This is a genomic window from Streptomyces sp. NPDC005438 (genome assembly GCF_040606315.1).
Taxonomy (GTDB): domain Bacteria; phylum Actinomycetota; class Actinomycetes; order Streptomycetales; family Streptomycetaceae; genus Streptomyces.
The window spans coordinates 517,208-538,665 of record NZ_JBEXEP010000002.1; the positions used below are offsets into that span (position 1 = coordinate 517,208).

A 21,458-nucleotide genomic window follows, 5' to 3' on the forward strand; every position below is an offset into this window, starting at 1 on the left:
GGAGGCGGGGCCTGGGGTCGGCCGTTCCTTACTTGGGCTGGAACGCCTTGTGGTGGTGGCACCAGTGCGGGGCCTTGCCGATGTTCTCGATGTAACGGGCGGAGGCCCAGCCCCAGCTACCGTCCGCCAGGCGGTACCAGCGGGGGTTGCCGTCGATCCACTGGCCGTTGACCTTGCAGGCGATGGCGACCTTCTGGCCGTACTTCAGGGTCTTGATGACCTTGCCGCCGCGGTTGGGCGCGGTGCGCACCTGGAGCCCGGTCTTCGCGATCACCTTGCCCCAGTACGGAGCGCGCTGCTGGTCCGTGCTGGGGGCGGTGTGGTCGGACGTGGCGGCCAGGGCCGGGCCGGCCGCGGTGGCGACGGCCATGGCGCCGCCCGCCGCGCAGAGCGCGAGCTTGCCCAGCGCGGAGCGGGACTTGGTGGAGAGCATTCGGGAACCTCCTGCAGAGGACAGATGGGCTGAAACGCTGGCTCCCGTACCCGTTGTGGGGGTTTGTCGGGATCGCGCTCGACTCAAGCTATGCACTCCACCCCGGGTGCTCAATCAGTGGCCGAGCGTGGTTACCCCGTACGGCCGTGCCCTCTCCTCCTGTCGCCGTACGTTCCGCACTTCCGGGGTGTCCGCGCCACCCCGGAAGCCACCCCCCGGCGGCCACCCCGTACGTCGCGTCCGACACCGTCCCGGACGTCCGTCCCCGTGCCGTCCCGAAGGCCGATCCGTACGCCGCCCCGTACGGTCACGCCCGCCCGGGTGTCCCGGGCCCCGCCGGCCGGCTCCCGGACACGGCGCAGGGCCCCGACCGCCTCCACGGCGGCCGGGGCCCTGTGTCACACGTGGTCAACTCACCCGACGAGCGGGCGGTTTGATCACTTCTTCACGTCCACCCGGGGCTTGGCGAGCGTGGTGTTGTTGGCCAGGGCCAGCAGACGGTCCCGGGAGCCGTTGAACTTGTTGCGGTCCACCGGGTTGATGCCGCCGATGTTGCCCTTGTCCGTGTACTGCCACACGGTCCAGGCCGGGAAGCCGGCGGGGATGGTGGGGCTGCCCGTGGTCCAGTGCGCCACCCACAGCGGGGCCTTGGTGCGCATTCCGTCCCAGTTGCCGGTGCAGGTGTTCCACCAGTTGGCCGTGGTGTAGATGACCATGTCGCGCGAGGTCGCGGACTTGTAGGTGTTGTAGAAGTCGCTGATCCAGGTACGCATCGCGGACTGGCTCAGGCCGTGGCACTGGGAGCTGGAGCCGTTCTCGATGTCCAGGACGCCGGGCAGGGTGAGGTTGTCCGCGGACCAGCCGCCACCGTTCTTGGCGAAGTAGCTGGCCTGGGCCGAGCCGCTGGAGGAGCCGGGGCGGGCGAAGTGGTAAGCGCCACGGATGACCTTGTTGTTGTAGGCGCCGGTGTAGTTGGCGCTGAACTTCGGGTCCTTGTACGTGGTGCCCTCGGTGGCCTTGATCCAGGCGAACTGGATGCCGGCGTTCTTCACCGAGCCCCAGTTGATGTTGCCCTGGTAGTGCGACACGTCGATGCCCTGGACACCGCTGGTGTCCTGCGGGCCGACCTGGCGGGTCTCCTTGCCGGCGGTCTCCTGCTCGGCGCTGATCCCCATGTAGCCCTCGCCGAGCTTGTAGCCCTTCTCGGCCTTCTCGGGGGCGGCGGGGGAGGCGACGGAGGAGCCGACGGACGTCAGGGTCAGCGCCATCGAGGCGCCGACGACGGCGGTGGCCAGCGCGATCTTGCGGACGTGGGACTTGGGGGGTCTGTACGAGGGCATGTCTTGGCCTCCTGGCTCGTGACGGAGTGGGGTGCCCTGCTTGTCATAAACACGTCATACGTACGTGGTGTCACAGGTGCCGTAAAGGGTTTCTTCGGCAAACCCGTGGTCTAGCCCAGTGGATACGTCTCCGAGCTGCGGTGATACTTCCACGGGGTGCGGAACTTTCAAACGGCCACCAAACCGTCGCGACTCGTTCGCGAACCCGTTTCCGCCCCAACTCCTCGCGCTCACGACCCGGTTGCCGTAGCCGAGTACGTCACCCGATAGGGGAGCCCTGTCGCGGAGCGCGCCCCCCTGGCAGACTCGCCGGGGCCCGCCCAGACGACCACGGCAGACCCGGCTGACCCATGGACTACGGACACCCCGCGCGGATACACCGCGTCCGCGCCCTGGACCCCCTGGACGCGGACGATGCCTGCGCGCGCTTACCCGACCTCAACCACCACGGCGACCACCGCGCCATCCTCGGTGAGCTGGCCCGCCTGCTGCCGGCGGCCGAAGCGCCCCGCGACCCGGAACACTGCCTGGCCGCCCTGCGGGACCTGGGCCTCTTCCTCGGCTCCCTGAAACGGTGGGGTCTCCAGCCCACCACGGAACTGCCCCGGCTGGACCCCCTGCTGCGGTCCCTCGGCCGGCGTACCGACATGGTCCCGCGCGACACCGTGCACCACTACACCACCTGGAACCCCGTCGGAACGCGGCAGCGGATGTACACCGGCGACCCCCAGGAGGCCCACCTCCAGGAGTCGGTGCGCGGGGTGTTCCCCGACCTCCACCAGGGCCTGGACCTGCTGGACGCGCTGACCGACACCGCCGTGGAGGACCCCCGGTTCGCCGACACCGCCCACGCCCTGGCCGACCGCCTGGACGGCCTCACCCACTCCATCGCCCGGGTCTCCCGCGAGGTCAGCCCCGAGTTCTTCGCCCGCACCATGCGCCCCTACTTCGAGTCCATCACCGTCGACGGGCGCACCCTGCTGGGGCCCACCGCCACCCAGGTCCCGCTGTGGCTGTTCGACCAGGCGCTGTGGGCCAGCGACCGCGCCCTGCCGGAGTACCGGGCGTTCCTCCGCGACTCCGTGCCCTACGCCCTGCCCTCCTGGCGGCGGCTGTTCCACCGCTGGGCCCACCACCCCAGCCTGGTCAGTCGTCTGGCCGCCGCGCTGGGCCCCGAGGACGCCCGCCCGGCCCCGCCGGAGGCGGCCCGCTCGGCTCGGGCCCTCGCCCGGGTGCTGCGCGTGATGGTGGTCTTCCGGGGGCGCCACCTCACGGTCGCCCGCCGCGCCTACCACCTCGACCTGAGGCTGTACTCCCACGGCTCCGGCGGAGCGGAGGTCGGCCTGCTGCGGGAGGTGCTCGACCTCACCCGGCAGATGGGAGAGGTGGTGCGCCGGCCCGACGCCACCCGGGGGAGCGGTGCCGCGCGGGGGAGCGCACGGTGAGCGCGGGGGCGGTCCGGCCCAGGACGTCTGGCGGCCTCCCGGGCCCGACGTGATACACATGGGGGAGAAATGGGGAGGGCGTCACTCCCAGCGGCGGTTGAACGCGGCGTTCCATGGTGGGGGAGTGGCGAGTGTCCCCGAAGTTCAGTTGTTGTGGTGAGGTATGTGGTGGAACAGGGCAAAGTAGTGCGGTTCGATGACGTGCGCGGTTACGGGTTCATTGACCCGGGTGACGGCACCGAGGACATCTTCATGCACGCCAACGATCTGACCGACGAGAAGCACCTCTACAAGCCCGGTGCCCTCGTCGAGTTCCGGGTCGAGCAGGGGGACCGGGGCCTGAAGGCCTCCATGGTCAGCCTGGTCGAGCCGGCCCCCAGCTCCCAGCGGACGGTGGCGGTCAGCGCCGGCAACTCCGAGGACAGCGACGACCTGTGTGACCTGTTGTCGCCCCGCGAGTTCCAGCAGGAGCTGACCGAGGTCCTGCTGGAGTCGGCCCCGACGCTCACGGCCGCCCAGATCGTCCAGGTCCGCAAGGGCCTCGACCGTCTGGCCCGAGGGCACGGCTGGCTGGGCTCCTGAGCGAGTAGAACGACCGTCGAGGGCGGTACCGACCTCTCCCCGAGGCCGGTACCGCCCTCGGCGCGTTCAGCTCGGCCGCCGTCTCCCGCCGTCGGGCACCGTCGGCCAGGCACCGTCGGGGAACGGCCCCGTCCCCGGTGCGGAATCCGGGTCCGGCCACAGTGGTTACGATCGCTGGTGGAGCGCCCCGGGCGGCCACCCCCACAAGCGGTGCCGCGCGTGCGCGCGCAGGGCGCCCCAGCACGCGTATCCGCGAACACGAGGGAACCTAAGAGGAATCGCTGATGAGCACACACTACGACGTCGTCGTCCTGGGAGCCGGTCCCGGCGGCTACACGGCCGCCGTACGTTCGGCGCAACTGGGCAAGAGCGTCGCGGTCGTCGAGAGCACCTACTGGGGCGGAGTATGCCTCAACGTGGGCTGCATCCCCTCCAAAGCCCTGCTACGGAACGCCGAGTTGGTGCAGCTGTTCACCAAGGAGGCCGCCAGCTACGGACTGAAGGTCGAGGGCCAGGTCAGCGCCGACTACTCCGCCGCCTACCAGCGCAGCCGCAAGGTCGCCGACGGCCGGGTCAAGGGCATCCACTACCTGATGAAGAAGAACTCCATCACCGAGTACCAGGGATGGGGCACCTTCAGCGACCCGCACACCCTCCAGGTGCAGCTGACCGCCGGCGGTACCGAGTCGATCACCTTCGACCACTGCGTCATCGCCACCGGCGCCACCACCAGGCTGCTGCCCGGCACCTCCCTCAGCGAGCGGGTCGTGACCTACGAGGAGCAGATCCTCTCCGAGGAGCTGCCCGGCAGCATCGTGATCGCCGGTGCCGGCGCCATCGGTGTGGAGTTCGCGTACGTCCTCAGCAGCTACGGGGTCAAGGTCACCATCGTCGAGTTCCTCGACCGGCTGGTGCCCCTGGAGGACAAGGAGGTCTCCGCCGAACTCGCCAAGCGTTACCGCAAGTTGGGCATCGAGGTCCTCACCTCCACTCGGGTCGAGTCCATCGACGACTCCGACCCCAACAGCCCGGTACGGGTCACCGTCTCCAAGGACGGCGAACAGAAGGTGCTGGAGGCCGACAAGGTGCTCCAGGCCATCGGCTTCGCCCCCCGGGTCGAGGGCTACGGGCTGGAGAACACCGGGGTCAAGCTCACCGAGCGCGGCGCCATCGACGTCGACGGGGTGGGCCGTACCGCCGCCGGGCACATCTTCGCGATCGGTGACGTGACCGCCAAGCTGATGCTGGCCCACGCCGCCGAGGCCATGGCGATGATCGCGGCCGAGACCATCGCGGGGGAGGAGACCATGGAGGTGGACTTCGTCATGGTTCCCCGCGCCACCTACTGCCAGCCCCAGGTGGCCAGCTTCGGCTACACCGAGGAGCAGGCCCGCGACCTGGGCTTCGACGTACAGGTGTCCAAGTTCCCCTTCACCGCCAACGGCAAGGCCCACGGCCTGGGGGACGCCGGGGGCTTCGTCAAGATCCTCTGCGACGCCACCCACGGCGAACTCCTGGGGGCCCATCTGATCGGCCCCGAAGTCACCGAACTCCTCCCGGAGTTGACCCTCGCCCAGCAGTGGGACCTCACCGTCCACGAGGTCGGCCGCAACATCCACGCCCACCCCACCCTGGGCGAGGCCGTCAAGGAGGCCGTCCACGGTCTCGCCGGCCACATGATCAACATGTGAGTCGGGCCTGGTCGGGCCTCCGGTAGCGCCCTACTGACCCGCACCGGAAGGCTCGTTGCCGCTCATCGCTGCTCATCGCTGGTCACCGGGGTCGCCCCTGGTCCGTCCTCGCACGGCCCAGGGGCGGCCCCGGTGTGTTCGGGGTGTTCCCCGGGGCTGTGCGGGGTGAGTTGGGCTGACATCAGGCGGGCGGGCCAGTTTCAGCGCGCGTCCCCAGGGGTGATGACGACCCGCTTCGGGCCCTTGCGGGCAGGCCAGGAGCCAGCCGTTGCGAACCCTCCAGGGGTGATGACGACGCCAGGGTAGAGCCGCAGCCGGGAGGCTGGGTAGGCGGCCTCTGGTGTGGGGGTTTGGCAGCGGGCCGTCGGTCGTGCGAGTGCGCAGGTCATAGCGTTGCCGGTACATGGTGGTGGGGGTTGCCAGGCTCGTTGACGTCCCCATGGGGCAGGTGCCCGACGTGGTGGTGTGACGTGGTCGAGCGGTTGGGCGGTCCCGGTGCTGGGCCGGGCGGTGCTGAGCCTGCCGCGAACCGACTGACACCCCTCCGGCACACCCGCCGTCGAGGGGCCGACCTGTCCGGCGGGACGCTCTCCCGTACTCGCGGGAGGCCGGGGCACACGTACGTACGCCCGCGGGGCTCGAGGAACGTCTGCCGCCGCTCGGAGCGGGGAGGTGGTGGGGTCGTCCACGGTCACCGGTGGGAACCGTTCGACGGCCGGGCCCCGCATGGACTTTCCGGGTCGTGGTGATCACCATGTGTGCGGTACCGGCCCGTACGTCGGTGGCCCGCTGGCCGCCCCCCTTCTCACGAGGAGACGCCGTGACGAGTGACCTGGCGAGCTTCGCCCGCTCCATCTTCGACGCCCAGCCCTTCAGCCGGTTTCTCGGGGCCGAGCTGACCGAGGTGGGTCCGGGCACGGCCGAGATCCGGGTCCACAACCGGCCGGAGCTTCAGCAGCAGCACGGGTTCCTGCACGGCGGGGTGCTCAGCTACCTGGCCGACAACGCGCTGACCTTCGCCGGCGGGCTCGCTCTCGGGGGTGACGCGCTCACCACCGAGTACAAGATCAACTACGCTCGCCCGGCCGTCGGGGAGGTGGTCGTCGCGCGGGCCTCGGCGGTCGTGACCACCCGTCGGCAGGCGGTGTGTGAGTGCCGTATCCACGTACCCGAGGGGGATGGCGAGCGCCTGGTGGCGGTCGCCCAGGGCACCATCGTGGCCGTGGAGCGCCAGGAGGGGGACGGGCCCCGTTCCTGAACGGCCCTACACCGTCGGGGAGTTGGTCCCTTCGGAGGCGACCGGACCCGATGTGCGCCCGGCCGCCTCCGCCGTGGGCGGGGTCAGTCGCCGGAGTGGAAGACCTCCAGTTCGGCGAGGGAGGTGAAGGTACGGCTGCCTCCGGGGGCTCCGGTGATCCGTACCCCGTCGCCCTCGCCCGGGTCGAAGGAGAGGGTGTAGGTCCGGTGGCTGCCGGCGGTCTCGTCGCCGGGGTAGGCGGGGTCGACCTTGAGGCCGCTGACGTCGTGCCACTGGTGGTCCCTGCGGACCTGCACCCTCAGGTCCCGGAACCAGCCGCCGTCCTCCTTGATCTCACCGGTGGTGTAGGCGACCCTGTCGAGCCGGTACGAGCGCGGCCAGGTGTAGCCCCACCAACTGGCGTCCTTGCGCTCGTCGTTCCAGTCGTCCTCGCTCTGCCGCTTGTTCCCGTCGTTGTAGTAGTGGTCGTTGCCTTGGTGGGCGACGCGCTCCACCTGGACGGTTCCGGGTTCGCGGGCCAGGTTCCGTCGCGGGTCGGCGGGGTTGTCGGGGGTGCTGGGCTGGTGGGGCTCCAGGCTCATCTTCCGTAGCGAGAAGGTGTAGGCGTAGTGGTCCTCGGCCGGTACGCCTCCGCCGCAGGGGCAGACGTTGGACTGCAGCCACATCGACCTGCCGTCGGCGCTGATGTACTTGGAGGGGATGGTGGTGGCGTAGCCGCCGTGCTTCTGGTGGGTCCACGGGTACCCGCCGAAGTCCTTGCTGTCGAAGCGCTTCCAGGGGCCCCAGGGGTTCTCGGCCTCGTAGAACTCGAAGGTGTACTCGGTCCAGGACGTGTAGAGGTACCGCTTGAGGGCCTTGTCGTAGACGATGCCGCCCTGGCTGAGGGGGGTCAGGTTGCGTACCCGGTCGGGGGTGTAGACCTCGGGGTACAGGTGACGGTCGTCGTGGAGTACCGCCTCGCGGTCGGCGATGTCGTCGCTCCAGGTCGGCTCGCCGGACTGGTCGTACCCGCTGACGTACTGCCAGGCGGCCTCGTTCTGTACCTCGTCCCGGGGCATCCGGGCCAGGTAGAGGTCCACCGGGTCGGGCACCCGGTCGTCGAAGGAGTCGCGCCAGTTGTGGTCGAGGGCGTAGGCGTAGACGTAGTCGTCGGGGGCCTCGGCGTAGTCCTTGCCGTAGTCCAGGAACATCACGGTGGTGAAGGTGCCGTCGGCGAACATCGGCCCGGTCTTGTCCCAGGTCCAGGTGCGGCCCTTGTCGGTGGACCTGGCGATGGTCGCGGCCGGGGCGCTGTTGAAGTCGTGCGCCAGGTCCTGCACGGCCAGGTAGAGGGTGCCGTCGACACAGGCCATGCCGGTGGGCTTGCGGGTGTGCTCGGCGTTCCAGACGGTGCCGACCTGGTCCCCCTCGGCCAGCTGCTCGCCCTTCAGCTGCCCGGGCTGTCCGCTGATCCGGGCGACGCCGATGTCGTGGAAGCTGTCGTCGAAACCGAGGCCGTCCCCGTAGGCCGTGTAAACGTTGTCATCATCCGCCCAGCAGTTGGGCCACAGGTCGCCGTGGTTGCGGTTGTCGCCTGCGGCGGGGGCGCCGACGGTGGCGCCGTTGTCGAGGTTCACGGTGGAGAAGAAGCTGCTCAACGGTGGTTCGTCGGCACTCTGGGCGGCCTGGGCGGAGGGGGTTCCGGCCGGCAGGAGGGCGGCGGTGAGGGCGGTCGCGGCCAGGGTGGCCGCCAGCCACCCCCTCTGTCGTCTGGCGCGGTTTCTGGACATGGCGGACTCCCTGAGGGAAAACGATTTCAGCGCAAGCTAGTAACCGCCCGGGGCGCCGTCAAGGGAGTGCGCACCGGCTGGTGACCGCCCTCGTCCCGGAGGCGGTCGTACGGTCAGGGCGCCTCGTCCTCCAGGTGGGCCCGTACCCGCTCGCTGATCTCCCGGAGGGTGTCGATCTGCTCCTCGGTCAGCAGGTCGAGGAACAGGGCGCGGACCGTCTCCACGTGCTGGGGCGCGGCGTTCTCGATGGCTTCCCGCCCCCGCGGGGTGAGCGAGACGTAGCTGACCCGGCCGTCCCTGGTGCAGCTCTCCCGGGTGACCAGGCCGCGCCGCTGCATCCGCCCCAGGTGGTGGGACAGGCGGCTCTTCTCCCACTGGAGTTCCTCGGCCAGTTCCAGGACGCGTATCCGCTGGTCGCTGCGGTCGGTGAGGTGGACCAGCACCTCGAAGTCGGTCAGTGACAGGCCGGAGTCGCGCTGGAGTTGGCGGTGCAGTCGGGCGCTGAGGCGGGTGTGGGTGGCGAGGTAGCCGCGCCAGGCGGACTCCTCCTGTTCGGTGAGCCAACGGGTGTCGGTCATACGGCGAGTCTAGGGGTTTGGTTGACGCATCAACTATCCGGGTGCACCATGGAGATAGATGAATCCTCAACTACCCCGGAGGCGCTCCCATGGCCACGTCGACCGACTACAGCCAGTTCACCGGCGAGTACACCATCGACCCCAGCCACACCCAGATCGGTTTCGTGGCCCGGCACGCGATGGTGACCAAGGTCCGCGGTGCCTTCAACGAGTTCTCCGGCTCGGCCCACCTCGACGGTGACGACCCCACCAAGTCCTCGGTGGAGCTGGAGATCAAGGTCGCCAGCATCGACACCCGCAACGCCGACCGCGACGAGCACCTGCGCAGCAACGACTTCCTCAAGATCGACGAGTTCCCGACGATCACCTTCCGCTCCACCGAGGTCAAGGTCACCGGTGACGGCACCTTCGACCTGACCGGCGACCTCACCATTCGCGGGGTCACCCGCCCGGTGACCGTCCCGTTCACCTTCGAGGGACAGGCGGTCGACCCCTTCGGCAACACCCGGCTCGGTTTCGAGGGCTCCACCACCATCAACCGCAAGGACTTCGGCGTCACCTGGAACGCCACCCTGGAGACCGGCGGCGTGCTGGTGGGAGAGAAGGTCACCCTGGAGTTCGAGGTCTCGGCCATCCAGAAGTGACCTGAGCGTCCGGGGAGTCCGACCCCTGCGGACCCCCGACGCACACGTGGCCCCCGGCGGAATCCCGCCGGGGGCCACGTGCTGTCACGGTGCCCGAGGACCTGTCCGGGCGCCCGCGCGGATCAGCCGGGCAGCTCGTCCCGGAGCTGTCGGGCCGCCGTCACCAGGTTCTCCAGCGAGGCCCGGGTCTCGGTCCAGCCACGGGTCTTCAACCCGCAGTCGGGGTTGACCCACAGCCGCTCGGCCGGAATGGCCCTGAGCCCCTTCCGCAGCAGGGTGGTGACCTCGTCGGAGCCCGGTACCCGGGGGGAGTGGATGTCGTACACCCCGGGGCCGACCTCCTTCGGGTAGCCGGCGCTGGCCAGTTCGTCGGCGACCTGCATGTGCGACCGGGCGGCCTCCAGGGAGATCACGTCGGCGTCCAGGTCGTCGATGGCCCGCAGGATGTCACCGAACTCGGCGTAGCACATGTGGGTGTGGATCTGGGTGTCCGGGCGTACGCCGCTGGTGCTGAGCCGGAACGCCTCGGTGGCCCAGGCCAGGTACTCGGCGTGGTCGGCGGCCCGCAGCGGCAGGGTCTCCCGGAGGGCCGGCTCGTCCACCTGGATCACCGAGGTGCCGGCCGACTCCAGGTCGGCCACCTCGTCCCGCAGCGCCAGGGCGACCTGGCGGGCGGTGTCGCCCAGGGGCTGGTCGTCCCGTACGAAGGACCAGGCGAGCATGGTCACCGGGCCGGTGAGCATCCCCTTGACCGGACGGTCGGTGAGGGACTGGGCGTAGGAGGTCCAGCGCACCGTCATCGGCTCGGGGCGGGAGATGTCGCCGGCCAGGATCGGCGGCCGGACGTAGCGGGTGCCGTAGGACTGGACCCAGCCGTGCTGGGTGGCCAGGTAGCCGCTGAGCTGCTCGGCGAAGTACTGCACCATGTCGTTGCGCTCGGGCTCGCCGTGCACCAGTACGTCGATGCCGACCTTCTCCTGGAAGGAGAGGTTGTCCCGGATCTCCGCCTCGATGCGCCGCTCGTAGCCCTCACCGTCGATACGGCCGGCCCGCAGGTCGGCCCGGGCGGTGCGCAGCTCGGTGGTCTGCGGGAACGAGCCGATGGTGGTCGTCGGCAGCAACGGCAGCCCCAGGTGGGCCCGTTGGGCGGCGGTGCGCTCCGGGTACGGCTGGGACCGGTGGGTGTCGGCCTCGGTGACCGCCGCCGCCCGTTCCCGTACCCGGGGGTCGTGGGTGATGGCGGAGCCGCTGCGGGAGGCGAGGTCGGCGCGGTTGGCCGACAGTTCGGCGGAGATGGTGTCGGTGCCCTGGGCCAGGCCCTTGGCGAGGGTCACCACCTCCCGCGACTTCTGCCGGGCGAAGGCCAGCCAGCGCAGGATCTGCGGGTCGATGTCCCGCTCCGGCGCGGTGTCCAGCGGCACGTGCAGCAGGGAGCAGGAGGGCGCCACGTCCACCCGGTCGGCCAGGCCCAGCAGGGTGCCCAGGGTGGAGAGGGACTTCTCCAGGTCGTTGATCCAGATGTTGCGGCCGTTGACCACTCCGGCCACCAGCCGCTTGCCGGGGAGCCCGCCGGCGGCGGCGAGGTCGTCCAGGTTGCCGGCGGCCCGCTCGGTGAAGTCCAGGGCCAGGCCCTCGACGGGGGACTTGGCGAGCACCGGGAGGGCCTCGCCGAGCCGGTCGAAGTAGGAGGCGACCAGCAGCTGGGGCCGGTCGGTCAGTCCGCCCAGCTCGCGGTAGGCGCGGGTGGCGGCGTTGAGTTCGGCCGAGGTGCGGTCCTGCACCAGGGCCGGTTCGTCCAGCTGCACCCACTGGGCGCCGGCGGCCCGCAGGTCGGCGAGCACCTCGGCGTACACCGGCAGCAGCCGGTCCAGCAGGGTGAGCGGGTCGAAGTCGGCGTCCACCTCGGGGGCGGGCTTGGCCAGCAGCAGGTAGGTGACCGGGCCGACCAGTACCGGGCGGGGGGTCAGGCCCAGGTCGAGGGCCTCGGTGAGTTCGGCGACCTGCTTGGTGGAGTCGGCGGTGAAGACGGTGTCCGGGCCCAACTCGGGGACCAGGTAGTGGTAGTTGGTGTCGAACCACTTGGTCATCTCCAGCGGCGCCACCTCCTGGGTGCCGCGCGCCATCGCGAAGTAGCCGTCCAGGGTGTCGGCCTCGACGGCCGCGCGGTGCCGGGAGGGTACGGCCCCGACCATCACGCTGGTGTCCAGCACGTGGTCGTAGTACGAGAAGTCGCCGGTCGGTACCTCGTGGACACCGGCCTCGGCGAGCTGGCGCAGCTTGGCGAGGCGCAGTTCGGTGGCCGTCTCCTTCAGGCTGTCGGCCGTGACCCGGCCCTTCCAGTAGCCCTCGATGGCCTTCTTCAGTTCCCGGTTGGGGCCCTGACGGGGGTAGCCGTACACGGTGGCCCGTGCTGCCGCGGCTGCGGACTTCGCTGTCACGGAACTCTCCTTCGCGAGTCTGGACTCTCCTGGTCCCGGGGACCACGCGAGGATGGCGACAGCGCGGTGGGCGCGCGGCGAGCGCTGCCACCGATGTGTACGCCGACCCACCCACGAGGTCACCGGATTGTCCGTGCGTGGGGTGCACACACGGGCAGCGGGCAGGTCTTCGGACTCACGGGCACGTCCACCGGGGCGGACACCTACCGGCCGTCGCTTCCCAGCCCTGGGGCCAGTGCCTGTGACGGCTTTCGTTCCCGTTCACCGCTGCGGGGCAGTCCCGGATTCCCACCGGGTTCCCTCTTGCGACGCACCCGCCTGGAGGGCGGGGCGAACCAGCTGCGTGCCCCACCCTACGGGCCGAGGTCGGATCCCGGTACGGGGTCGCCCGGATGCCGGACGCCGCCTCGGAACGGCCCATGGGTGCCGGTCCCCGAAGACCGGGGGAACGCGCAGGTCAGCGGTGGTCGTGGCGGGACGGCCGGGGTTCGGGCTCCCGGCGGCGCGTACCGCTCAGAGGGCCGGGGTGCGGGCCGGGGGCACGGTCCCGTCCGCCGGCGCCGTGGCGCGGCCGTCCGCTTCGGGGCTGGTCCGGGGCTGTTCGCCCTCCTCCTCGGGCTCCTCGCCCGGGCGCAGGGTGCGTACCCCTTCGAGGAGTTCGTCCACCAACTCCTCGACCTCCAGCCGCCGTTCCAGCTTCCGTACCTCGGTGAGCCGTGAGCGGACGGCGGCGGAACGGGGTGCCAGCAGCTGGCAGCAGTCCTCGTCGCGCAGTACCGACACCTCGGCGGTGCCGATCCGCTCCGCCTCGTTGATGATCTCCTGCTTCTCGAAGCCGATCAGCGGCCGGAGCATCGGCAGGGTGGCCGCGTCCTCCACGGTGGCCAGGTTGCTGAGGGTCTGGCTGGCCACCTGGCCCAGGCTGTCGCCGGTGACCAGGGCTTCCGCGCCCAGTCGGCGGGCCAGTTCACTGGCGGTGCGCACCATCAGCCGGCGTTGTCCGACCACCTGGAGCTTGCCGGCTCCGGCGAGGGCCAGCCGCTTCTGGGCCTGGCCCAGGGCGACGGTGTGCAGCTGTCCGGTGGGCTGGTAGCGGTTGAGCTGCCGGGCCAGGGCGTACGCCTTGTAGAGGGAGGCGGCGTTGGTGAACGGTACGCCGCTGAAGTGGACGAAGTCGCAGTGCAGACCGCGTCGCATGGCCCGGTAGGCGGCGACCGGGGAGTCGAAGCCGCCCGACAGCAGCACCAGTGCCCGGCCGCTGGACCCCACCGGGAGCCCGCCCTGTCCCGGGAGGCGCTCCCAGGACAGGTAGGTGTGGCGGCGCTCCACCTCGACGGCCAGCCGGGTGTCGGGTGCGGTGAGGTTCACCGGCAGTCCCAGCGCCCGCTGTACCCGGGCGCCGACGAAGGACTCCAGGGCGGACGAGGTGAGCGGGAAGGTCTTGTCCCGTCGACGGGCCCGTACCGCGAAGCTGCCGGAACGGCCGTACCGCTCCATCACCGTGATCGCTGCCCGGGCGATGTTCTCCTCCCCGGTGGCGACCCGTACGGCCGGTTCCACCGAGGCGAAGCCCATCACCCGGCGGGCCCGCTCGACCAGTTCGGCCAGCGGGGGTTCCCCGGTCAGCACGCTGACGTTCTGCCCGTACCGCACCCGGGTCTGGCCTTCCAGGTCGCCGAGGGCCGACCGCAGGTTGTCGTGCATCCGCTGGACGAACAGCTCCCGGTTGCGACCGCGCAGGAACACCTCGCCGTGTTTGAGCAGGACGCACTCACCCAGTGCGGGGTGCCCGCCCGGGCCTGCGGGGGCGGGGGTCTGGGCGGGGCTGGACACGGCGGGCTCCTTCGGTGTTCGGCTTCGGGGGTGGGCCTCACAGGGTAGGCGCGCCACCGGATGGGCGGACCGGGTGTTCGCCGGGGCCGGGGTCAGGGCACCACCGGGTACGGCACGAAGGTGGTGCGGTTCTCGTCCACCGCCAGCCGGCGCCCGAGGGAGGGTACCGAACGCTGGGGGCAGCCGAGCCGTTCGCAGGCGCGGCACCCCATGCCGATGGGGGTGGCCGCCGGCTCGTCCAGGTCCAGGCCGGTGGAGTACACCAGCCGGTGGGCGTGCCGCAGTTCGCAGCCCAGGCCGATGACGAAGGTCTTCCCCGGCTGGCCCCACACCGGGCCGGGCCGGCCGACGGTGCGGGCGGTCCACAGGTAGCGGCGGCCGTCGGGCATCTCGGCCACCTGCACCTGGACCCGGCCGGGGGAGGCGAAGGCCTCGTAGACGTTCCACAGCGGGCAGGTGCCGCCGCTGCGGGAGAAGTGGAAGTCGGTGGCCGACTGCCGTTTGGACAGGTTGCCGGCCCGGTCCACCCGTACGAAGGAGAACGGCACCCCGCGCAGCCGGGGGCGTTGCAGGGTGCTCAGCCGGTGGCAGACGGTCTCGTAGCCGAGGCCGAAGTGGTCGCTGAGCCGCTCGATGTCGTAGCGGAACTCCTCCGCCCGGGCGTGGAAGGCGGCGTACGGCAGCACCAGGGCCGCCGCGAAGTAGTGGGCCGCCCCGATGCGGGCCAGCGACCAGCTCTCCGACCCCTCCTCGAAGTCCTCGGCCGCCAGGGCGGACAGTTCCCCGTCCCGTTCCAGCAGCCCCAGCTGGGTCGCCATCCGAAACGCCTGCTGCCCGGGCCGCAGCCGGGGGGAGAGGCGCAGCACCCGGGTCTCCGGGTCGTAGCGGTGCAGCTGGTCGCCGCCGTCCTCCAGCAGCAGCCGTACCCCGTGCCGGTCCGCGAGCCGGGTGGTCAGCACGCGCCGCACCTCGCCCCGGCGGACCCCCAGCCGGGTGGCCAACTCCTCGGCGCCCACGTCGAGTTGGTGCAGGTAGTTCTGCCGCCGGTAGAAGAAGTCCCGTACGTGTTCGTGGGGGGCCAGGGTGCTGTCGGGGTCGGGCTGGTCCCGCTGGCCGGCCGCCAGGGTCAGCCGCTCCGACAGCTCCTGTCGGTGCCGGGCCAGCCCCAGCAGGGCCTCGGCCACCCCGGGGAGCCGGTTGACCAGCTCCGACAGCTCGGAGGTGGACAGCCGGGACTGGTCGATCTCCTCGGCCAGCGACTCCCTCAGGTCGGCCAGCAGCCGGGCCGAGTCACGGGAGGAGAAGAACGTCGGGTCGACTCCGAAGGCCTCGGTCAGCCGCAGCAGCACCGGCACGGTCAGCGGGCGGGAGTCGTGTTCCATCTGGTTGAGGTAGCTGGGGGAGATCGCCAGGACGCGGGCCAGGGCGGCCTGGCTGAGGTTGCGCTCCTCGCGGAGTCGCCGCAGCCGTGCGCCGGCGTAGGTCTTGCTCATCTCTGGTCCCTTTCCGGGCCTCGGAACGGTGCTCCGGCGGCCCTCGGGTTCCCTGCCATTGCACCATTGGCAACCTTCGCAGAGCACGCGCGGAAGATTCGCTGAAATTGGCATGGAGCCAAGCTCGACTGAGGGTGGCACTCAGTGCCAGAGTTGGGGTGTGGCCATAGGGCACGCCAAGGGGTCCGACCCGAAAAACCGGACCGGCAACGCCCTGACGTCGGAAATCCCGGAAACCTCGGGCCGGCCCCCTATGGCACCGGGTGCGAGCGAAGGTGCCGTGCCAGCGGGTTCCGACCACGTACCGACCCAGCTCCGACCGAGTCGTCAGCACCCCTCGACGGCGTGAGTGACCTCACAACCGCCACTCACCGCCGTTTCACACCTTCGCACCGCGCACCCCGACAACGCCCCACGAGTTCACCACCCAAAACCCTCAGCAGGAGACACCCATGGCGCAGCAGACCCGTCCCACCGTCGCGGAGCAGGCACAGGAACTGGCCAACCGGTGGGCCAACGACCCCCGTTGGCAGCACACCGAGCGGACCCACACCGCCGAGGACGTCGTCCGGCTGTCCGGCAGTGTCCGTGAGGAGCACACCCTCGCCCGGCGCGGAGCCGAACGACTGTGGCGCCAGCTGCACGAGCGCGACTACATCCACGCCCTCGGCGCCCTCACCGGAGGCCAGGCCGTGCAGCAGGTCCGCGCCGGTCTCCAGGCCATCTACCTGTCCGGCTGGCAGGTCGCCGCCGACGCCAACCAGGCCGGCCACACCTACCCCGACCAGAGCCTGTACCCGGTCAACTCGGTGCCCCAGGTGGTCCGCCGCATCAACAACGCCCTGCTGCGCGCCGACCAGATCGCCACCGCCGAGGGCGACGGCGACACCACCGACTGGCTCGCCCCGATCGTGGCCGACGCCGAGGCCGGGTTCGGCGGCCCGCTGAACGCCTTCGAGCTGACCAAGGCGATGATCGCCGCCGGCGCCGCCGGCATCCACTACGAGGACCAGCTGGCCTCCGAGAAGAAGTGCGGCCACCTCGGCGGCAAGGTCCTGGTCCCCACCAGCCAGCACATCCGCACCCTCAGCGCCGCCCGGTTGGCCGCCGACATCGCCGACGTGCCCACCGTGATCATCGCCCGCACAGACGCCCTGGCCGCCAACCTCCTCACCAGCGACGTCGACGAGCGGGACGCCGAGTTCTGCACCGGCGAGCGCACCGCCGAGGGCTTCTACCGGGTCCGCAACGGCATGGAGCCGGTCATCGCCCGAGGGCTCGCCTACGCCCCGTACGCCGACCTGCTGTGGGTCGAGACCGGCACCCCCGACCTGGCGCAGGCACGGGAGTTCGCCGAGGCCATCCACGCCCGCTACCCGGACCAGATGCTGGCCTACAACTGCTCGCCCTCCTTCAACTGGCGGGCCGCCCTGGACGACGACCAGATCGCCAAGTTCCAGCGTGAACTGGGCGCCATGGGCTACCGCTTCCAGTTCATCACCCTGGCCGGCTTCCACTCCCTCAACCACGGGATGTTCGACCTGGCCCGGGGCTACGCGGACCACGGCATGACCGCCTACGTCGACCTCCAGGAGCGGGAGTTCGCCGCCCAGAGCGAGGGCTTCACCGCCGTCAGGCACCAGCGCGAGGTCGGCACCGGCTACTTCGACCTGGTCTCCACCGCCGTCAACCCCGCGTCCACCACCACCGCGCTCACCGGCTCCACCGAGGAAGAGCAGTTCTGAAGCCGCCCCTGAACGGTGCCGCCGCGTGACCTACGTCCCCGCGCGGCGGCACCCCGGCACCACCACGGAGGAACCCATGACCCAGGCCACCCTGACCCCCAGCCGGCCGCAGGTGCTGGGCGCGGACGAGGAACGGTTCGACGAGATCCTCACCCCCGGCGCCCTGGAGTTCGTCGCCCGACTGGACTCCGCCTTCGCCGAACGCCGTACCCAACTGCTGGCCCAGCGCCGCCAGCGCGCCGAACTCCTCGCCGCCGGAGGCAGCCTGGACTTCCTGCCCCGTACCGCCCCGGTGCGCAGGGACGACAGCTGGCGGGTCGCCCCCGCCGCCCCCGGGCTCACCGACCGGCGGGTGGAGATCACCGGCCCGCCCGAGCGGCGCATGGCGATCAACGCCCTCAACTCCGGGGCCCGGGTGTGGATGGCGGACTTCGAGGACGCCACCTCTCCCACCTGGCACAACGTCATCAGCGGGCAGCTGACCCTGCTGGACGCCATCGAACGGCGCATCGACTTCACCGCCGAGAACGGCAAGGAGTACCGGCTCACCGACTACCCGGCCACCATCGTGGTCCGGCCCCGGGGCTGGCACCTGACCGAGAAGCACCTGCTGGTCGACGGCCGGCCGATGTCCGCCTCCCTGGTCGACTTCGGCCTGTACTTCTACCACTGCGCCCAGCGCCAGATCGACGCCGGCCAGGGCCCGTACTTCTACCTGCCCAAGCTGGAGAACCACCTTGAGGCCCGGTTGTGGAACGACGTGTTCCTGCTGGCCCAGGAACTGCTGGACATCCCGCGCGGCACCGTCCGGGCCACCGTGCTGATCGAGACCCTGACCGCCGCCTTCGAGATGGAGGAGATCCTCTACGAACTGCGGGAGCACTCCTCGGGGTTGAACGCCGGCCGCTGGGACTACCTCTTCAGCCTGATCAAGAACTTCGCCCACCGCCCGGACTTCGTGCTGCCCGACCGGGCCAAGGTCACCATGACCGCCCCCTTCATGCGCGCCTACACCGAACTGCTGGTGCGCACCTGCCACAAGCGCGGCGCCCACGCCATCGGCGGCATGGCCGCCCAGGTGCCCAGCCGCGACCAGGCCGCCAACGAGGCGGCCCTGGCCAAGGTGCGGCTGGACAAGGAGCGGGAGGCCGAGGACGGCTTCGACGGATCCTGGGTCGCCCACCCCGCCCTGGTGCCGGTCTGCCGTGAGGTCTTCGACCAGGTGCTGGGCGAACACCCGCACCAGCTGGAGCGCACCCGGGACGAGGTGTCCGTCACCTCCGCCGACCTGCTGGCCGTGCACAAGGTCGCCGGCGGGCCCACCGAGGAGGGCCTGCGCGCCAACATCGCGGTGGCCCTGCGCTACTACGACGCCTGGCTGCGCGGCCGGGGGGCGGTCGCCCTGTACGGGCTGATGGAGGACGCGGCCACCGCCGAGATCGCCCGCTGCCAGGTGTGGCAGTGGCTGCGGCACCAGGTGGTGGACCGGGACACGGTCGGCAAGCTGCTGGAGGACGAGACCCTGGCGTTGGGCAAGGAGGACCCCGACTCCCGGGCCGAGGACGCGAACCGGCTGTTCACCCGGACCGCGCTCGGCATCGACCTCCCGCTGTTCTTCACCACCGACTCCTACGCACGGCACCTGGTGACCCGGCGCCCCGGGTGACCCCCGGCCGGGGCGGCCCCGGGGGACGGCCGGTCGGTGCCGGTCTCCCCGGGGGCACCCCGTGCCACGGACCTTCGGGGCGCTCTCCCGAGGGCGCCGGCCGGGCGCTGTACGGCGCCGTACCGGCACCGCCCAGGGATCACCCCAGGTCCGTACTCCGGGTCCGGGACGCCCCCGTGCCCCTCGCTCCCTCGTCCCCGACGCTGTCGGGAGGCCGTCGGGGGAGCCGGCGGGGAAGGGGTACGGCTGGTGCGGGCACGGGTCGGGCCGGGGCTCCGTCGTCGCGGTTCGGGGTGAGGGTCCCCGGGCCGCGACGGCGGTGTGTGCGAGGGGTCCGGGTGTCGGGTTCGGTCACCAGTCCCGGGTGGCGATCAGTTCCTCCACGTCGGCGTCCGCGAAGCCGTAGGACGAGGCCACGAACCAGAAGTCCTCGGCGATCTCATCCCGCGCCACGGTCTCGATCTCGCTGCCGGCCGCCTCGAACTCGGCCTCCAGCCGGTTGAACTCCTCGGTGGCCGCGTGGGTCAGCGCGTAGAGCGCGGTCAGGTCCGAGGGGCGCTCGTCCTCGATCCGCTCGCACAGCCGCCACAGGACGGCCCGCCCCCGGTCCAGGATCTCGTCGGGGAAGTAGGGGTCCGCGTAGAGGCCCTGGAGGAACGGGTGTTCCGCCACTTCCCGGTTGCCGATCCGATGGCTGATCGTCATGTGCCCACCCCCTGTGAGGAACTGTCGGGGAGATCCTGCACCACCCCACCGACATCCCCGCTGGTGCCCTTGCCGGGTGTCCCCGCCTTACGCGACAGCCGGTACGCCCGGTGCCCCGACCACTCCCGTACGGGCGCCCGGTTACCGCCGCTCGGCGTTCAGCCCCCGAACTCGCCGCGTCGGCGCCACATCACCGCCGCCATCAGCGGCAGCATCAGCAGGTGTTCCCCCATCATCAGGCCGTGGCCGGAGACCAGGCCCAGCCACAGCGCGGGGAAGAACACCAGGGCCGAAGCGAACATGGCGGCGGTCATCTCCAGTGTTCCCGCCCAGCCGTGGTCCCGGTACCGCATCCACAGCACCATCCCGGCGGACATGTAGGCCGCCATCTCCAGCGCGGCCACCTCCGGCCCACCCCGGGGCGGGCCCGCGCCGAGGGCGTCCAGGGCTCCCCGGCCCAGCAGGCCGAACACCACCATGCCGGCGCCCATGGCGGCGAGCATCTCCAGGTAGTGGCGCGCCAGCGGCCAGTGGCGCCGGACTGCGGTGACCCCGCGTTCCGGGGGAGCGGGGTCCCCTCGGGTGGGCGGGACGGACGGTGCCTCAGCGGATGTCATCACGGCCTCCTCGTATACCCCGGTGGGGTATGTGTTCGGCCCAGTCTGGCCCAGATCCGCCCGGAGGAACAGAGGGGTGGCCGTGTGAGTCCCCCGGCTTCCGGGCCACCTGGCCCGCCAACTCCCGTACGGGTGCCCGTAGTAGCGGCCCGGGGCGCCCGAGGGGTGGGGTCAGGTGCCGGGGCGGGCTGGGGCGTCGAACGAGATCCAGACGTCGTGGGGCACGTCCGGCCGCCCCGGCACCGGCCGGCGTTCCTCGCTCCACTCCCGGCCGGCCACCTCGGTGGCGACCCGACGCCAGAACCGGACGGCGCCGGGGTTGGCCTCCTGGAAGGCCACCTCCCACGGGCCCGGATGCCGGCCCACCACCTCGCGCGCCGCCCACATCCCCAGGCCCGACCCGCGCGCTCCCCGGGCCACGAAGAAGCTGTTGAGCACCCGGGGTGCCGTGCTCAGGCTCCGTACGAACACCAGCCCGGCCGGACGGTCCTCGCTCAACAGCAGGTAGGGCGCCCAGTCGGGGTCGGTGAGCGCCGAGCGGAGCCGCTCCTCGCGGAAGGTCCCGTCGGGGCGGGGCAGGGTGCCGTCGAACTCCGACATGTCGTGCCGGAACATCAGCCACAGGCGTTCCAGTGCGGGGTGGTCGTCGGTGTCGGCGCGGCGCAGGGACACAGGGGACATGGCTCTCCTCGGGAGACGGAAGGGAGGCGGACGGCGGGACGCCGACGCCGTGGGGCCGCGCCGCGGGCGCCGGCGGACGAGCCGGACGGGCGGGGGCGGCGGGGCGCGAAAAAGCCTCCCCTGGCCTGGGCGGTGCCCGGCGGGGGAGGCGTGGTCCGCGAACAGGATAGCAGCCGACGGCCCAGGCCAACGGGCCTTCACCGCAGGGGAGTTGAGGTGCCGCCAGCCGGGGACGCCGGGCCTGACCGGCCGGCCCCCGACAGACCTCGAACCCTCACCGGGGCCCACCAGGAGGCGGCGGCGACCGTACCGGCACCGCCCTCCGGGGGCGCCGGCAGTGGCCGGAGTAACAACCGGCAGGGTGGTTCAACCAGGCGCCCGGGCATACCATTTGGTGACCCCTCCGGGTGAGGGGCCACAACTTCATGCGTACGTGACTGGGGAAAGCCGGTGGAAGTCCGGCGCTGACCTGCAACCGTGAGCGGCCACCCATGCCGCGAGCCGGACCTCCCACCGCGCTACGTGCACCACTTCCCCCTG

At 71.2% G+C, this 21,458-nt stretch carries 17 protein-coding genes and 2 riboswitches; of the genes, 7 read left to right on the forward strand and 10 right to left on the reverse strand.

All coding sequences use genetic code 11. The annotated features are described in order from the left end of the window. Positions 1 to 28 precede the first annotated feature (28 nt). Both ABZT14_RS07050 and ABZT14_RS07055 read right to left on the reverse strand, forming a co-directional pair. The gene (locus ABZT14_RS07050; protein ID WP_356298088.1) at positions 29 to 433 is read right to left on the reverse strand and encodes an SH3 domain-containing protein; all 405 of its coding nucleotides are present in this window, start codon (positions 431 to 433) and stop codon (positions 29 to 31) included. A gap of 437 nt (positions 434 to 870) precedes the next feature. Beyond that, on the reverse strand, positions 871 to 1,773 hold the full coding sequence (locus tag ABZT14_RS07055; RefSeq protein WP_356298090.1) for a GH25 family lysozyme: 903 nt from the start codon (positions 1,771 to 1,773) through the stop codon (positions 871 to 873). Between the two features lie 350 nt (positions 1,774 to 2,123). On the opposite strand from ABZT14_RS07055, the gene ABZT14_RS07060 reads away from it, so the two are divergent. From ABZT14_RS07060 to ABZT14_RS07075, 4 genes are all read left to right on the forward strand, one after another. Continuing rightward, a complete protein-coding gene (locus tag ABZT14_RS07060) occupies positions 2,124 to 3,218 on the forward strand; it encodes a monodechloroaminopyrrolnitrin synthase PrnB family protein (protein WP_356298091.1) in 1,095 nt (364 codons plus the stop codon). Between the two features lie 156 nt (positions 3,219 to 3,374). Next, entirely contained in the window at positions 3,375 to 3,800 is a 426-nt protein-coding gene (locus ABZT14_RS07065) for a cold shock domain-containing protein (RefSeq protein WP_356298092.1), read from the forward strand. Between the two features lie 284 nt (positions 3,801 to 4,084). Next, positions 4,085 to 5,491, forward strand: a complete 1,407-nt coding sequence (gene lpdA / locus ABZT14_RS07070) for a dihydrolipoyl dehydrogenase (RefSeq protein WP_356298093.1) — start codon at positions 4,085 to 4,087, stop codon at positions 5,489 to 5,491. 820 nt (positions 5,492 to 6,311) lie between these two features. After that, complete coding sequence (locus ABZT14_RS07075; protein WP_356298095.1) at positions 6,312 to 6,749, forward strand: PaaI family thioesterase; 438 nt, start codon at positions 6,312 to 6,314, stop codon at positions 6,747 to 6,749. Positions 6,750 to 6,832: 83 nt separating this feature from the next. Here ABZT14_RS07075 and ABZT14_RS07080 read toward each other — a convergent pair whose 3' ends face one another. Further along, the gene (locus ABZT14_RS07080) at positions 6,833 to 8,518 is read right to left on the reverse strand and encodes a hypothetical protein (RefSeq protein ID WP_356298097.1); all 1,686 of its coding nucleotides are present in this window, start codon (positions 8,516 to 8,518) and stop codon (positions 6,833 to 6,835) included. A 113-nt stretch (positions 8,519 to 8,631) separates the two neighbouring features. Then, on the reverse strand, positions 8,632 to 9,096 hold the full coding sequence (locus ABZT14_RS07085; protein WP_356298099.1) for a MarR family transcriptional regulator: 465 nt from the start codon (positions 9,094 to 9,096) through the stop codon (positions 8,632 to 8,634). Positions 9,097 to 9,185: 89 nt separating this feature from the next. On the opposite strand from ABZT14_RS07085, the gene ABZT14_RS07090 reads away from it, so the two are divergent. Beyond that, positions 9,186 to 9,740: a YceI family protein gene (locus tag ABZT14_RS07090; protein ID WP_356298101.1), complete on the forward strand. Its 555-nt coding sequence runs from the start codon at positions 9,186 to 9,188 to the stop codon at positions 9,738 to 9,740. A gap of 122 nt (positions 9,741 to 9,862) precedes the next feature. On the opposite strand, the gene metE is transcribed toward ABZT14_RS07090, so the two are convergent. The 3 genes from metE to ABZT14_RS07105 all read right to left on the reverse strand — a co-directional run bounded on the left by metE (position 9,863) and on the right by ABZT14_RS07105 (position 15,504). Further along, the gene (gene metE, locus ABZT14_RS07095; protein WP_356298103.1) at positions 9,863 to 12,178 is read right to left on the reverse strand and encodes a 5-methyltetrahydropteroyltriglutamate--homocysteine S-methyltransferase; all 2,316 of its coding nucleotides are present in this window, start codon (positions 12,176 to 12,178) and stop codon (positions 9,863 to 9,865) included. A 142-nt stretch (positions 12,179 to 12,320) separates the two neighbouring features. Continuing rightward, positions 12,321 to 12,533, reverse strand: a riboswitch (cobalamin riboswitch). 158 nt (positions 12,534 to 12,691) lie between these two features. Next, positions 12,692 to 14,011, reverse strand: a complete 1,320-nt coding sequence (gene thiI / locus ABZT14_RS07100; RefSeq protein WP_356298104.1) for a tRNA uracil 4-sulfurtransferase ThiI — start codon at positions 14,009 to 14,011, stop codon at positions 12,692 to 12,694. A gap of 92 nt (positions 14,012 to 14,103) precedes the next feature. Next, a complete protein-coding gene (locus ABZT14_RS07105; RefSeq protein WP_356298106.1) occupies positions 14,104 to 15,504 on the reverse strand; it encodes a short-chain fatty acyl-CoA regulator family protein in 1,401 nt (466 codons plus the stop codon). A gap of 452 nt (positions 15,505 to 15,956) precedes the next feature. Between ABZT14_RS07105 and aceA the strand changes: the two genes are divergently transcribed. Both aceA and aceB read left to right on the forward strand, forming a co-directional pair. Then, complete coding sequence (aceA, locus tag ABZT14_RS07110) at positions 15,957 to 17,249, forward strand: isocitrate lyase (RefSeq protein WP_356298108.1); 1,293 nt, start codon at positions 15,957 to 15,959, stop codon at positions 17,247 to 17,249. A gap of 76 nt (positions 17,250 to 17,325) precedes the next feature. After that, positions 17,326 to 18,915 carry a malate synthase A gene (gene aceB, locus ABZT14_RS07115; RefSeq protein ID WP_356298110.1) on the forward strand — a complete coding sequence of 530 codons (1,590 nt, stop codon included), beginning with the start codon at positions 17,326 to 17,328 and terminating at the stop codon, positions 18,913 to 18,915. Positions 18,916 to 19,266: 351 nt separating this feature from the next. Here the strand turns inward: aceB and ABZT14_RS07120 are convergent, their stop codons facing one another. The 3 genes from ABZT14_RS07120 to ABZT14_RS07130 all read right to left on the reverse strand — a co-directional run bounded on the left by ABZT14_RS07120 (position 19,267) and on the right by ABZT14_RS07130 (position 20,918). Next, positions 19,267 to 19,620: a DUF5713 family protein gene (locus tag ABZT14_RS07120; protein ID WP_356298112.1), complete on the reverse strand. Its 354-nt coding sequence runs from the start codon at positions 19,618 to 19,620 to the stop codon at positions 19,267 to 19,269. A 158-nt stretch (positions 19,621 to 19,778) separates the two neighbouring features. Beyond that, positions 19,779 to 20,237, reverse strand: coding sequence for a hypothetical protein (locus ABZT14_RS07125; RefSeq protein WP_356298114.1), 459 nt, complete (start codon positions 20,235 to 20,237; stop codon positions 19,779 to 19,781). A 171-nt stretch (positions 20,238 to 20,408) separates the two neighbouring features. Continuing rightward, positions 20,409 to 20,918 (reverse strand): GNAT family N-acetyltransferase, encoded by a 510-nt coding sequence (locus ABZT14_RS07130; protein ID WP_356298116.1) that lies wholly within the window; start codon positions 20,916 to 20,918, stop codon positions 20,409 to 20,411. A gap of 394 nt (positions 20,919 to 21,312) precedes the next feature. After that, positions 21,313 to 21,448, forward strand: a riboswitch (cobalamin riboswitch). Positions 21,449 to 21,458 lie beyond the last annotated feature (10 nt).